The following is a 12,708-nucleotide window of genomic DNA, read 5'->3' as shown; positions in this document are numbered from 1 at the left end:
TGTCCGATGGGTCGATTCGCGGGCGAGGCTGCATGAGCGAAGGGGCGGGGCTTGGCTTTGTCCGCCGGTTGCAAGGGCCCTTCTGGCTGTGTGCTGTTGCCCCGACAGGCCGTGGGCCAGTCGGGGCAACAGGACGGGATGGTGTGCGGTTGTGGTGCTATGCGGTGCAGTTGGTGGGGTGTTCGGCGCCGGGGCAGGTGTTGGTGCCGTTGCCGCCGTCGGCGGTGTCGTCTCCGTCACCGGGGTTGATGGTGTCGTTGCCGTTGCCGCCGTTGAGGGTGTCGTCTCCGGGGCCGCCGTTGAGAGTGTCGTTCCCGTTCTGGCCGTTGAGGGTGTCGTTTCCGGCGCCGCCGTAGACGGTGTCGTGGCCGTTGTCGGCGTTGACGGTGTCGTTGCCGCCCAGTGCGCAGATCACGTCGTCCCCGATGGTGCCGTTGATGGTGTCGGCGCCGGAAGTTCCGGTGATGGTGCAGCCGTTGGCGTTGTTGACGGTGGTGGATTGGGTGGCTTCGTTGTTGCCCGGGACCGGGTCGGTCTCGGTGGCGGTGGTCGTGGCGGTCGCGGTGACCGTGCCGGTCGCCGTGGGTTCAGCGGTGATCGCCACCGTGGCCGAGGCTCCGTTCGCGAGCGTGCCCAGAGCACAGGTGACGGTGGGACCGCTGGTGGAACAGCTGCCCTGGCTGGGCGTCACCGTCCCGACGGTGGCGGCGCCGGTGTAGGTGACGGTGGTCTCCACCCCGGTCGCGTCGCCGGGTCCGTTGTTGGTGACGGTCACCGTGTCGGTGAACGAGTCGCCCAGCGCGACCGGGTCGGGGGTGTCGGAGACGGTGGTGGCCAGGTCGGCTCCGGAGGGGCCCACCGGGCCGATGGTGGTGGTGGTGCTGTCGGAGCCGGCCGCGCCGGGGCCGGTCGTGGCGACGTCGATGGTCACGATGCCGACGGAGCCGGCTACCGCGTTCACGGTGAGCGTTGTGCCGGGACTGATCTCTCCGGCACTGTCGCAGACCAGGGTTGTTCCACCCGTGCCGCACACGAGGTCCGGGTCGGAGGACTCGGCACTGAAGAGGAACGCGTCCGCGCCGCTGACCTCACCGGTGAGTTGGACGAGATTCTCCGGGGCGCTGAGGGTGATGACGTACTGGTACACGGTGCCGACCGGAACCGGGTCGGCGGAGTCGGTGACCTGGACCACGGCGTCCGCGTGCGCGGGTGCGGCCACGACGGACATGCCGGCCAGGGCGAGCAGCAGCCCGCTGAACAGGGTGGTCAGGCGGGTCCGCCGTGAGCGGCGGCGGACTGGGGCGGTGGAAGTCACGGAGAGCTCCGTTCTGCCGGGCGTCGCGGTGCGGCGGGCCTCATGGAACGTGGCCCTGGTGCAATGCGAACCGGCGATGGTCGTACGGATATGACAGGTCCAACAGGGCACTGTCAGGGCGGGGTCCGGGCCTGGACGCACTCCCCTTCTCGGTCACCTCGACGGCCCTTTGGCCGCTCCTTGCAAAGCGGAGTGGTGTGCTCATGCCACCTTCCTGCCGTCTTCACGGCCCGGCAATACTCCTCACGCATATGACGGAAACATGTGCATCCCGGGATGAAATCGGGCCCCCTCTGACTGTTCCACCGCCATTCCTGCCCGAAAGTGAACCGGCTCCGGACTCCCCAAGGCTCAGATGGCCCCGAAGGAACGTCCGGACGAACAGCAGCTGTCCGTCCACTACCGGAGCCAGAGCCGGATCGCGGCGACGGTGACCGTCCCGTGAAACACATAGGCCCGCTTGTCGAACCGCATGGGTGCGCCACGAGGCGCCATGGAATCGAGTGAGGTGAGAGACCTTCACCGCCGGGTTGTCGTAGCAATCCGGTTGAAGCTGGGGGCAGTTCGGTTCGGGGGATGTCGAGCTGAGCGGTAAGCAGCCCCGACAACGACGGGACGGGTTGGTACTGCCAGACGGCCCGGGTCCGGCTAGCGAGACAGGAAGGTGCACGCGAGAAATCAGTGCCTGACGCCCCGTAATTTCGACACCGGCTCGAACCTGGCGGATCTGGGCCGGACGCAGTGCACGGCCACCAGTGCTCGTCGGTGGTCGACTCCGAAGCCGACTCTATGCATCGGTGGGGAGGCCACGCTGAAAGTCTGCGGCGTAAGCGTGGCGATGCTGCCGGGGTAGAGCTGGGCACCTCACCTGTCGATCGATTCGTGGTGAACGTGGGAACTGTCCGCGGTCGCTCCCGTACCGGACATCCAGTCCGATCGGGAGCAGGTCCATCGCCGGCTGATGGCCGTCGGGCAGGACGGAGGCTCCGTAGTACTCCGAGGCCGGGAAAGCCGGTCACATGGGGAAGGGGGCCAGCAAGTCAGCAGTAAGGAGACTGGAATGCCAGGAGGATGTCGCCGGTGAATACCGACGAGCTGGAATGGGCCTTGATGAAGGCCGAACGCCGGGTACTGGAGATCCAGACCAAGCTGCACCGTTGGGCTGTTGATGATTCTCATCGCAGGTTCGACGACCTGTTCAACCTCGTGGCCGATCCCGCCTTCCTGTTGGTGGCGTGGGACCGTGTCCGGGGAAACAAGGGTGCCCGCACGGCCGGAGTGGATGGGAAGACCGCCCGCTCCATCGAAGCCGGGCAGGGAGTCGAGGTGTTTCTCGACAAGCTGCGAATCCAGATCAGAGACCGCAGCTTCCATCCGGTTCCCGTCCGCGAGCGGATGATTCCCAAGGCGAACGGCAAGCTTCGTCGTCTCGGGATTCCGACCGTGGCGGACCGAGTGGTCCAGGCGTCCTTGAAACTGGTGCTGGAGCCGGTATTCGAAGCGGAATTCCTCCCGTGTTCCTACGGGTTCCGCCCGAACCGCCGAGCCCACGATGCGATCGCCGAGACCCGCTATCTCGCCAGCCACGGATACGAGTGGGTGGTGGAGGGCGACATCACGGCGTGCTTCGACGAGATCGCGCACCCAGCCCTCATGGAACGGGTGCGGAATCGAATCGGGGACAAGCGGGTGCTGTCCTTGGTGAAGGCGTTCTTGAAGTCCGGGATCCTGTCCCGTGACGGAGCTTTCACGGACACACGCACCGGGACCCCGCAGGGTGGGATTCTGTCGCCGCTGCTGGCCAACATCGCGCTCTCGGTCCTGGACGAGCACATTGCCCAGGGCCTCGGAGGACCAGATGGCACCTCCGAGGATCGGCGCAGAAGGCGGCGCCGGGGATTGCCCAACTACCGGCTGGTCCGGTACGCGGACGACTTCCTCGTGCTCGTCTTCGGACGCCGGGAACATGCCGAGGAACTACGCGACGAGGTCGCAGAGGCATTAAAGCCGATGGGCCTTCGCCTGTCGGTGGAGAAGACACATATCACGCACATTGACGAGGGCTTTGATTTTCTCGGATGGCGCATCCAGCGTCACCGGAAACTTGGCACTGATCGGCAGTACATCTACACCTACCCGGCACGGAAGTCAGTGCGTTCCGTGACGGGAAAGGTGAAGGAACTGACCGGACGACAGAACGTCGGCTTGTCGCTGGAGTCCTTGCTCCACCGGCTGAACTCGGTGTTGCGGGGATGGTGCGCGTATTTTCGTCCCGGAGTCTCGAACGTCGCTTTCTGTTACCTCAGCCACTACGCGTGGATGAGGGTGACACGATGGATTCGACGCAAGCACCCCGGGATCACTTGGAAACAGCTCCGTCGGCGCTATTACGGCGGCGGCTGGTGGCCCGCCACAGAGGAAGCGGAACTGTTCAACCCGGCCAAGGTAAGCACGACCAGATACCGATACCGGGGAAAACTCATTCCGGCTCCGTGGCCCACTACGGCATGAGGAACTGAACATCCTGGAACGGGATTTGTGGAGAGCCCGGTGCCCGGAGACGGGCACGCCGGGTTCGGGAGGCGGCTCGGGGAAACCCACTGGTGGAAACATCAGCAGGGCGCCCCGAGTCGACCTCACCCACAGCCCGATGGAACTTCAACTTGTTGATCATCCGTTCGACTTCGTTCCTGCGCGCGTACCGCGCCGGATCGAATCCAGCGGGCCGCCCGCCCGCGCTCCCCCGGCGACGGCGGTTGGCACGCTGGTTCTCCGGCTCCGCAATGGTGTGGCCGATCCGGCGGCGGCGCAGGTAACGGCGATTGCGGCGGGAGCTGTACGCTTTGTCGCCGCTCAGGTGGTCCGGGCGGGTGCGCGGGCGGCCACCGGCCGGGCGGGGAACACGGACACGGTCCAGGACCGGGATCATCTGTGGGGCATCGCCCCACTGGCCGGGCGTGATCAGCAGGGCCAGGGGCCGCAGCCCGCCCTCACCGGCCAGGTGGATCTTTGTGCTCAGTCCGCCGCGTGAACGGCCGAGGGCTTCATCGACACGGTGCTGGGCGGGGCGGGTGCGCTTGCCGGGTTTCCTTGGTGCCTGCTTGCGGGCGCCCGCGGCGTGCTGATGGGCTCGGCACACGGTGGAGTCCACGCTGACCATGGACCAGTCGAGCCGGCCTTCCTCATCGGCTTCGGCCTGGACCGCCCGCAGAATCCTGTCCCATGTCCCGTCCGCCGACCAGCGGCGATGCCTGTCGTAAACCGTCTGCCACTTCCCGAAGCGACCCGGAAGATCACGCCAGGGGATACCGGTCCGCTGACGGAACAGGATTCCGTTGATCACCTGACGGTGGTCTCTCCAACGTCCGCCCCGCCCGACGTTCTTCGGCAAGTGCGGCCCCAGCCGGACCCATTCCTCGTCACTCAAGTCACCCCGCCCCACAGCGACCGAAACGACCAGAGACCTGGCCAGTAACGCGACCCATCGGACAGGCCCTAGGCGACCTTGCGGGCGATCCCGGCGAACGCGGCGGCGTGTTCGGGCGGATGGTCACGGAACTCGGAACCGGGGTACCAGAGGTGGGGCTCGGCAATGCCGGGGCCGGTGAAGTCCCCGAACAGGGCCCCGATCTTCTCCCAGCTGCGGGGGCGGAGGTCGAGCTGGTGCACGGCGTAGGTGCCCACGACGGTGTCGATGGTGTCGGGGTGCCAGTGGTCGGTGAAGTGGGTAAGGGACAGCAGGCTCCCGTGTGGCATCCACTCCCGCAGAACGCCGAGGGCCTCCTCCACGGCGTCGTCGTCGGTGATCCACGGCAGCACATCGTGGAGGCCGACGGCGACCGGCTCACGGAGGTCGATGGCCTTGCACACCTCGGGCGAGGCCAGGAGGTTCTTCATGTCCCGCAGATCAGCCCTCACCACGTACTCGCGGGGCCCGTTCTCCAGCGTGGTGCGGGCATGTGCACAGACGCACCAGTCATGGTCGACATAGACCACACGGCATCCCTGCGCGATCTCGTGGGTGTTCTCGCCGCGCCGGACGGGGTAACCGCAGCCCAGGTCCAGGAACTGACGGACACCCGCCGCCACGGCAAACGAGACGGACCGCTGGGCGAAGTCCCGGTTGATGAGAGCCGCCGTGCGCAGCCACGGGGCAACCTGTTCCAGGGCTTGGGCGGCGACGCGGTCCGCCCTCATGTTCTCGACGTCACCAAGCAGCCAGTTGTACAGGCGTGCCCCGTTCGGCGTCTCCATCCAGCGCCGCTGGTCCTCGCGGCTGCCCGCCCCCGACACGGCGCTCACCGTGCGGCCTTCGGGTGAGGTGTCGGCGGATGGGTGGAGGCGTAGGCGAGGTAGCGCAGGCGGCTCCCGAAGGACCGAGTCCAGTGCGCGGTCGCCGACGCTTTCTCATCGTGCGTCAGGAGTGTGCCGCAGTGCCAGACGTCCGCCAGCAGCCGTCCCCGCCAGGAACGCCGGGCCTGTACGTCAACGACGGCGGACAGGGCGGTGTCGGCGGTCGGCAGGTTACGGGCAAGCTCGTCCAGCTCGGCGTCCGTGGGCATGGTGGCGAAGATGCCGGTGGCCCGGTTGATGAGGAGGTCGATGTGCTCGGTGCCGGTCTCCGGTGGTGCGGTGGCGGTCGTCATCGGTCCTGCTCCGAAAGAGGTGGGGAGTCGTCCCGGGCGTCGCCGAACAGGCGTGTGCGCGGTCCCACTCCTGGGGCCAGGACTCGCCGCACGCCAGGGGTACGGCCCCCGCAAGCCCGCCACTGAGCGCGGTCGAGGCAAGGGTGAAGAAGAGCATCGGGAAGGTCTCTTTGGATGGGGCGCGGGACCCGTCCGGGAAAGAGGCACCAAGACCGGAGGGGCCTGTGGGTTCCCGCGCCCGGCTGTAGACACACCGAGGAGGCCGCAGCTACGGAAGCAGGCAGCTTGCTGCCCCGCAGCCCGTCTCGCTCCGGGCTGCCCGGACGAGGGACGGGAACGGCGCGCGCGGGAAATCTAACGCTCCATGAGGCTCAGGAGGTGTGTGGTCCGAGCGGCCAGCCGGTGGTAGTAGCCGAAGACGGAGTGGGGGTCATCAGAGACCCTGCACCCCCGTTCGTCGGTGAGGGTGGCCTCCACGGTTTCCTTGGCGGCCTGGAGCCGGACCCGGTTGCTGCTGGCAGCGGTGTCGACGTCGATACGCTCCAGCAACTCCCTGCACGCGAGATGGAGTTCGTTGGCGAGCGCCTGACGCTCCTCCAGCGTAAGGAGGGGCGGCTCTTGGTGAGCTCGGCCGATCAGGTCCTTCAGGCGGGCGGTGTCGCTCTCGGTCGGGGTGTGGATGCTCATGTCTCTCTCCTGTGGCGCGGCGGGCGGTCGTTGGAGGCGTCGTCGGGGTACTCGAAGGCCCGGATCTCGTCGTCGCGCTGCCTTCCTCGCGCTCTGCGCTCGCCGACGGAGATCAGGAACGCCCCGGCAAGGCCGACGACGATCGCGATCATGATCTGGACGCTGAACCCGCCGTCGCGGTTCATACACGGCCGTCCGTGGGCGGCATGAGCTGCTCCACCGCATCGGCGAGCTGCACCATGTAGGTGACCGCGTCGGGCACTCGGGACGGAACGGTCTGCGCGGCAAGAACAAGGACGCTGGGGTCGTTGGCGATCTTCGCGAGGACCGTGGCCCAGTGCTGCAATCTGCGGGTGGTCGGCATCAGGTACTGCATCAGAGGGTGCCGTTGGGCTGCGTACCGGCGGGCGTCGAAGACGGCGGCGGTGGGGGTGTCGGCGGGAGTGCGGGTCAATGTGGTGCGCTTCCTGCGTGGAGGGCGAACGGTGCGGAGTCAGGCGATCTGCGGCGGCAAGGGCCCGGCCGCGAGGACGGTGAGGGAGGTCTGGCGGGACAGCAGGCGGGACAGGGCGGAGACGATCCCGGCCAGCTCCTGCACGTGCGTGAGCACCGAGCGGACCCCGTCGGGGCCGGTGGCCAGGTCGAGGACCGTCTCGCTGACGGCAGCCAGCTCCTTCCCCCGGCTCAGGGCACCGAGATACCACTCCTGTTCCTCGGAGTCATCGGGGCGGCTCAGCCGGGAGACAAGCGCGGCAAACGAGTCCTTGAGGAAGGCAGCCTCCGAGTTCAGGACCGGCCAGGCGGCGGTGGTCCACCGCCGGATCTGTGCGCAGCGCAACGCAAGGTTGACGAGGTCGGGGCCCTGCTCCTCGGGCACAGGAGGGGTGGCAGGCTGGGGCTGCACAGTGGGCTCGGGGGCGGGCACAGGGGCATCCCTGAAGTGGGGGGCCGGGTGGTGGACGAGGCGCGCGGTGAACTCGAACCACGTGAGCTCCGAAGGCGAGCGCGCCGCGAAGAGGAACACCCTGCCGTCGCCCACGGCCTCGACGGCCCCGTGGTGGGATGCCGCGTCGAGAGCCCACGCCTGCGCGGCCGCCACAGCCTCCCTGTCGGGCATCTCGTGGGCCAGGCCGTCGGCATGTCCCCGCAGCACGTCGATCGCCTCCAGGGCGGTCGCCGCGCCGCCGTGGTGGAGCACATGCGTCACAAAGGCCCCTGCCTCTCCGTCGGGAGGAAGCTGGTGCGCGATCACCTGCGCGATGTACCCGGCTATCAGTAACGGGCTCATGCCCCGTCCTCTCTCGTCTCTTCGGGCTGCTCGGGGTAGATCGCGAACGCACCGTTGCCCAGGACCCACCGGCGCAGCAGCGCCTTGTCCTCGCGGTAGTAGGCGATGTCGTCCTCGTGCGGGCACACGATGCCGTTGACGCTGCCGAGGTGGATGCTCGCGACAACGGCCTGCCAGCCGTAGCGGGTCACACGGTGACTGTCCACGCAGGTCACGTCGTAGAGGGCCTCGACGACCTCCAGGCCCACCTGCTCGGCGAATGCGCGCAGGGAGGCGGTGATCGGCTGGACGTCCTCAAGGACATCGGCCCTCACGTACAGGACCACCAGGCGCAGCCCGCCGGGCAGAGTGCCTGTGATGTGCACGGCAGCGGGGGAATCAGTGCTGATCACTGCGTCGCCACCCCGACGAGCCGGAGGAGGCTTTCGCGGTCTTCTGGCGGCTACCGGCATCAGGTTCGTGATCGCCCCGGAGCCTGCTTGCGCCGTTACCGCCGCGAACTCCGCGCGGCGCACCGCCAGCAGCGCCCATACCGACTTACGGTCCGGCCCCAGGGGGCACCATCCCCAGTCGCTACTGAGGGCGTGTACCAGTTGCAGACCCCGCCCACCCTCACCCTCACCCGTGTCCCGTACGAGCGCAGGCGGCTCGGCGCTGCTGTCACGGACCTCCACTAGGAGCAGTCCGTCGCCGTAGGTAAGCACCAGCTCGATGTGGAGGCCGGGCGTGTGCACCACCCCGTTCGTCACCAGCTCCGACACCACGTAGAGGGTGTCGTCGATGGCCCGGGGAATCCTCCACGCCGTGAGCGCATGCGCACACCGCTCACGGGCCCGGCGTACCGACGCACCGTCAGCGGCCATTTCACATGCCATCTGGCCCCGCGCTGCGATCGAAGGCCGGTTCCGGGGCTCGCGCTGCTCGCCAGCAACGCCCTTCTGCTGCCAGTGCTCGGCTGCCACCTTCACCGCTCCTCCTTCTCGACGGCTGAGAACCACCGTCGGGCCCAGTGCGCCAGCCGCGTTGGGACCGTGCAAAGAGGAAACCGCCTGAGCTGCACCACGAACAGGCAAGACCGGAGGCAGCCTGCCACTCAACTACCGGTAATTTTTACCGGTGTTAGGAGCCATAGGACCGCACTGCTTCTACCGTGGAACCATGACCGGGAACGTGGTATTCGCGGCCCGCATCGCAGCCCGTGGCCTGAAGCAACACGAGGTCGCCCATGCCCTGAACAGCCGGATCGAGTCGTTCACGGGCAAACCTGGCACTCTACAAGATCGCCATGTACGCAACTGGCTCACCGGCAAGACCCGCTGGCCTCAGGCGAGACAACGACGCGCGCTCGAAGAAGAATTCGGGTGCACCGCCGAAGACCTGGGGTTCGTGAGGCGGTCAAGAAGCTCGTCACCCGCCCAAGCACCAACGGAGGAATCTGTGCGGCGTCGCACTTTCGGCAGCACAGCCGTCGGCCTCGCCGCCGCAGCTGTCACACGCCCCGCTCCTGCCTCTCGCTCACCGCGCATCGGTATGTCTGACGCAGACCGGCTTGAAACGGCGTTCGCACAGCTCATCGCCACCGACAACAAGGACGGAGGCAGCGTCGGTCTCGAAACCCGCGCGCTCGCCTTCGCCCACCATGCCGATGAGCTCCAGACCGTCGGTTCAGCCAGCCAACGTGTCCGAGCGCGCCTCTATTACCTAGGGGCCGCCTTCACCGGCACGGCCCTCTGGGCGGCCATCGATGCCCGAGAGCTCGAACGTGCCCAACGCCATCTCGAACGCGCCACCCACCTCGCGGCCCTCTCCGGCAACGCCGAAATCCAGCTCCGTCTCTGGGCCCACGCAGCCCTCCTCGCAGCCCAGCAAGAACGCTACAACGACGCGATCGCAGCAGCGAACGTTAGCCGGACGTCCACGGCCTGCCGCCGTGACCCGCTCCTGCGTTCCTTCGCCACGGCCCGACTCGCTGGCATCCAGGCAGGCAGGGCAACCTCGCAGAGCGACCGCGCAGGTGCACTTCGTGTCCTGGACCACGCCACCGACGCCTTCCACCGGGCAGACTCCGCACAGCCCCGGCCCGCCTGGATCGCGTTCTACGACCGTGCGGAACTCGACGGCCTGTCGGCTCTGGTGATGGGACGCATCGGCGCACACGAGCGCGCAGAGGCGTTCCTCCATAGCACCCTGTCCCGGCTCCGACCCGACCTCGTCCGTAACCGCGTCTACTACGGCGCGCAACTCGCCCTGGCCCAACTCCGCCAAGGCGATCCCGAAGAGGGCTGCGCAACGGCAGCGTCTGTACTGCCCTCCTTGCGGAGTGATTCACTGACCGGACGTACGGGCGAACTACTGGCCACGTTCCACTCCGAGCTGCTCAGCCTCGCCCCCGGCAAACACATCTGCGGCCAGTGGACGGACATGTACACCAGCAAGAGGAGGCTCACGTGAGTATCGAGATCAAGCACTACACCGCCGAGCGACTGCCCGAGATCCGGCAGCATCTCCTCGACATTCACGTGGAAGTACGCCATCACGACTTCGGGCTCACCGGCCCCTTCTACGACAGAGAACGCTTCGACGAACGGCTCACGTCCTACGCGTCCCGCCCCGGCTGGAGCGCCACCGTCGGTTTCGAGAACCGCGACCCCGTGGGCTTCTGCTTCGGAGTCCCCCTCGGATCGGACACCCGCTGGTGGTCGTCCATGATCACCGAACTCCCCGAGGGCTACACCGCAGAAGACGGCACACGAACGGTCGCACTGAACGAGATCGTCGTCCGCAAGCCTTGGCGCGGGCGTGGTGTCGCATGGCAGCTTCATGAAGCATGGCTGTCCACGCGAACGGAGGAACGCGTCACCCTCCTCGTGAACCCTGCCGCAGGTGACGGCGCAGTACAGGCCGTGTACGAAGCATGGGGTTACCGCAAAGTGGGCGAACAGCAGCCCTTCGCCGACTCCCCCGTATTCGCCTCTATGACACGCCCCGTCCGGCAGGTGTAACCACGTCTGCGCCACGAACGCGTCCGGCCGTGGCCCGAACATCCACCGGCGCCTGGGATGGAATTCCGGCTCCCACCGGGACCCTCCGGGCCGTCTGTCCGGGCCGTCTGTACCGCAGGCTCCATAAGCTTGTCGTTTATGGTCTGGCCTCGAACGTGTTTCACACGTGAGTGGGGTTTGCCCAGATCAGGGCACGTGAGAACAGCCTTCCGCTAATGCTGTGCTCCGTCACAGATGCACCGCTCAGCAGGAAGGCCGTGGGATGAGTCTGCCGTGTGTGAGTGTTCCGCCGGATGCGCTCGGGCAACTGTCACGCTTCCGGGCGGACTTCTACGGCTGCTTGACCGGACGCGCGGACGCCTTGTTCGAGCTGTCGGACGCCCTGCTCTGCTCAGACGGGCCAGTGAAGACCCTGGTCGGACTCGCCCTTGCTCCTGAACTCAGGCGTGGGCACGGCGCGTTGTACGGAGCTCTCAATCAGGGGCGCATCGAGGTCGCCCGGCTGCGGCGGGTGCTGGCCTCAGTACCGCTGCCGCGGGCGGCCGACGGACGGCTGGTTCTGGCTGTGGACGTCTCGCCCTGGTTGCGGCCGGACGCCGCCACCAGCAACGCTCGCTCGTTCTGCCACACCTACGGCCGCGGCGAGAACAAACACCTGATGATCCCGGGTTGGCCCTACTCATGGATCGTCGCCCTGGAGACTGGCCGCACCTCGTGGACCGCGCCCTTGGACGCGGTACGGCTGCGGCCGGGCGACGATCTCGCTGCCGTAACCGCTGCCCAGGTGCGGGAGCTGGTCGGACGCTTGATCTTGGCAGGCCAGTGGCGCGAGGGCGACCCACTGGTGTGGATCGTGGTCGACGCCGGCTATGACGTGATGCGTCTGGCCTACCTACTGCAGGATCTGCCCGTCGAACTCCTCGGGCGTCTCCGGTCAGACCGGGTCATGCGCCGCCCGGCGCCCTCCCGCAGGGAGTACTACCTCGCCCATCCCCAAGGTGGCCACCCGCCCCGGCACGGCAGCGAGTTCATCTTCAAAGACACCAGGACCTGGGGCGTCCCTGCCGCGGAAACGAAGACCACCACCACCAGATACGGCACCGTCCACACCCAGGGCTGGGACCGGCTCCATCCCGAACTGCAGCAGCGTTCCGCCTGGCGGGACCACCCCGGCAAACTCCCCGTCATCGAGGGCACCGTGATCCGCCTCCAGGTCGACCACCTGCCCAGCGGCGGCGACCCCAAGCCCCTGTGGCTGTGGTGGTCACGGCCCACGGCCACCACGGCGGAGACTGACCTTGCCTGGCAGGCGTTCCTCAGAAGATTCGACATCGAGCACTTCTTCAGAATGATCAAACAGAACCTCGGCTGGACCGCCCCGAAACTGCGCGACCCCGCAGCGGCGGACAACTGGACCTGGCTGGTCATCGCTGCCTACACCCAGCTCCGTCTCGCCCGCTCCCTGGCCGTCGACCTGCGACGCCTGTGGGAACGCGCCGTCCCCTCGAACAGACTCACCCCTGCCCGAGTCCGCCGCAGGTTCCGACACCTGCACGCCAAGATCCCGACACCAGCCAGAGTGCCGAAACCCACCCGGCCAGGTCCCGGACGCCCACCAGGCTCAAAGAACCACCGCCCCGCCCCTCTCTACGACGTCGGCCTCGAACTCGCCACCGGCCAGCCCTACCGCCGACCCACCCACCACAAGACAGGCACGAAACCGCGCCGCAGCAGTTGAACAGCCACCCGAACTCATCGCCATGAGACCGA

At 67.4% G+C, this 12,708-nt stretch carries 12 protein-coding genes and 1 pseudogene; 4 read left to right on the top strand and 9 right to left on the bottom strand.

Annotation, left to right across the window (positions count from 1 at the left end; translation table 11 throughout):
* Positions 1–157 precede the first annotated feature (157 nt).
* On the bottom strand, positions 158–1,315 hold the full coding sequence (locus OG897_RS32275) for a calcium-binding protein (protein WP_266662382.1): 1,158 nt from the start codon (positions 1,313–1,315) through the stop codon (positions 158–160).
* Positions 1,316–2,386: 1,071 nt separating this feature from the next.
* On the opposite strand from OG897_RS32275, the gene ltrA reads away from it, so the two are divergent.
* Complete coding sequence (gene ltrA / locus OG897_RS32270) at positions 2,387–3,826, top strand: group II intron reverse transcriptase/maturase (protein WP_323188123.1); 1,440 nt, start codon at positions 2,387–2,389, stop codon at positions 3,824–3,826.
* A gap of 130 nt (positions 3,827–3,956) precedes the next feature.
* On the opposite strand, the pseudogene OG897_RS32265 reads toward ltrA, so the two are convergent.
* The 8 genes and pseudogenes from OG897_RS32265 to OG897_RS32230 all read right to left on the bottom strand — a co-directional run.
* Positions 3,957–4,757 (bottom strand): annotated as a pseudogene (locus OG897_RS32265) (IS5 family transposase); the annotation flags it as partial.
* Between the two features lie 53 nt (positions 4,758–4,810).
* Complete coding sequence (locus OG897_RS32260) at positions 4,811–5,617, bottom strand: SAM-dependent methyltransferase (protein ID WP_266662378.1); 807 nt, start codon at positions 5,615–5,617, stop codon at positions 4,811–4,813.
* Positions 5,614–5,961, bottom strand: a complete 348-nt coding sequence (locus OG897_RS32255) for a hypothetical protein (protein WP_266662376.1) — start codon at positions 5,959–5,961, stop codon at positions 5,614–5,616. Before OG897_RS32255 ends, OG897_RS32260 begins: the two co-directional genes overlap by 4 nt.
* Positions 5,962–6,315: 354 nt before the next feature.
* Entirely contained in the window at positions 6,316–6,648 is a 333-nt protein-coding gene (locus tag OG897_RS32250; protein WP_266662374.1) for a hypothetical protein, read from the bottom strand.
* The gene (locus OG897_RS32245; RefSeq protein ID WP_266662372.1) at positions 6,645–6,833 is read right to left on the bottom strand and encodes a hypothetical protein; all 189 of its coding nucleotides are present in this window, start codon (positions 6,831–6,833) and stop codon (positions 6,645–6,647) included. The genes OG897_RS32250 and OG897_RS32245 overlap by 4 nt, the downstream gene beginning before the upstream one ends.
* On the bottom strand, positions 6,830–7,102 hold the full coding sequence (locus tag OG897_RS32240; protein WP_266662370.1) for a hypothetical protein: 273 nt from the start codon (positions 7,100–7,102) through the stop codon (positions 6,830–6,832). The genes OG897_RS32245 and OG897_RS32240 overlap by 4 nt, the downstream gene beginning before the upstream one ends.
* 39 nt (positions 7,103–7,141) lie before the next feature.
* Positions 7,142–7,936: a hypothetical protein gene (locus tag OG897_RS32235; protein WP_266662368.1), complete on the bottom strand. Its 795-nt coding sequence runs from the start codon at positions 7,934–7,936 to the stop codon at positions 7,142–7,144.
* Positions 7,933–8,904: an ATP-binding protein gene (locus OG897_RS32230; protein ID WP_266662366.1), complete on the bottom strand. Its 972-nt coding sequence runs from the start codon at positions 8,902–8,904 to the stop codon at positions 7,933–7,935. Before OG897_RS32230 ends, OG897_RS32235 begins: the two co-directional genes overlap by 4 nt.
* A 562-nt stretch (positions 8,905–9,466) precedes the next feature.
* Between OG897_RS32230 and OG897_RS32225 the strand changes: the two genes are divergently transcribed.
* The 3 genes from OG897_RS32225 to OG897_RS32215 all read left to right on the top strand — a co-directional run bounded on the left by OG897_RS32225 (position 9,467) and on the right by OG897_RS32215 (position 12,676).
* Positions 9,467–10,387: a hypothetical protein gene (locus tag OG897_RS32225; protein ID WP_266662364.1), complete on the top strand. Its 921-nt coding sequence runs from the start codon at positions 9,467–9,469 to the stop codon at positions 10,385–10,387.
* Positions 10,384–10,938, top strand: a complete 555-nt coding sequence (locus OG897_RS32220; protein WP_266662362.1) for a GNAT family N-acetyltransferase — start codon at positions 10,384–10,386, stop codon at positions 10,936–10,938. Before OG897_RS32225 ends, OG897_RS32220 begins: the two co-directional genes overlap by 4 nt.
* A gap of 262 nt (positions 10,939–11,200) precedes the next feature.
* Positions 11,201–12,676: an NF041680 family putative transposase gene (locus OG897_RS32215; protein ID WP_266662360.1), complete on the top strand. Its 1,476-nt coding sequence runs from the start codon at positions 11,201–11,203 to the stop codon at positions 12,674–12,676.
* Positions 12,677–12,708 lie beyond the last annotated feature (32 nt).

The sequence above is a fragment of the Streptomyces sp. NBC_00237 genome (genome assembly GCF_026342435.1).
Taxonomy (GTDB): domain Bacteria; phylum Actinomycetota; class Actinomycetes; order Streptomycetales; family Streptomycetaceae; genus Streptomyces.
Note: the sequence above shows the minus strand (reverse complement) of the source record. Positions and strands in the feature narration are given on the sequence as shown.

Excerpts from the sequence above, each read along its gene's own strand:
- ltrA (WP_323188123.1), top strand. The coding sequence starts at position 2,387 with ATGTCGCCGGTGAATACCGACGAGCTGGAATGGGCCTTGATGAAGGCC.
- OG897_RS32255 (WP_266662376.1), bottom strand. The coding sequence starts at position 5,961 with ATGACGACCGCCACCGCACCACCGGAGACCGGCACCGAGCACATCGAC.
- OG897_RS32250 (WP_266662374.1), bottom strand. The coding sequence starts at position 6,648 with ATGAGCATCCACACCCCGACCGAGAGCGACACCGCCCGCCTGAAGGAC.
- OG897_RS32245 (WP_266662372.1), bottom strand. The coding sequence starts at position 6,833 with ATGAACCGCGACGGCGGGTTCAGCGTCCAGATCATGATCGCGATCGTC.
- OG897_RS32235 (WP_266662368.1), bottom strand. The coding sequence starts at position 7,936 with ATGAGCCCGTTACTGATAGCCGGGTACATCGCGCAGGTGATCGCGCAC.
- OG897_RS32225 (WP_266662364.1), top strand. The coding sequence starts at position 9,467 with ATGTCTGACGCAGACCGGCTTGAAACGGCGTTCGCACAGCTCATCGCC.
- OG897_RS32215 (WP_266662360.1), top strand. The coding sequence starts at position 11,201 with ATGAGTCTGCCGTGTGTGAGTGTTCCGCCGGATGCGCTCGGGCAACTG.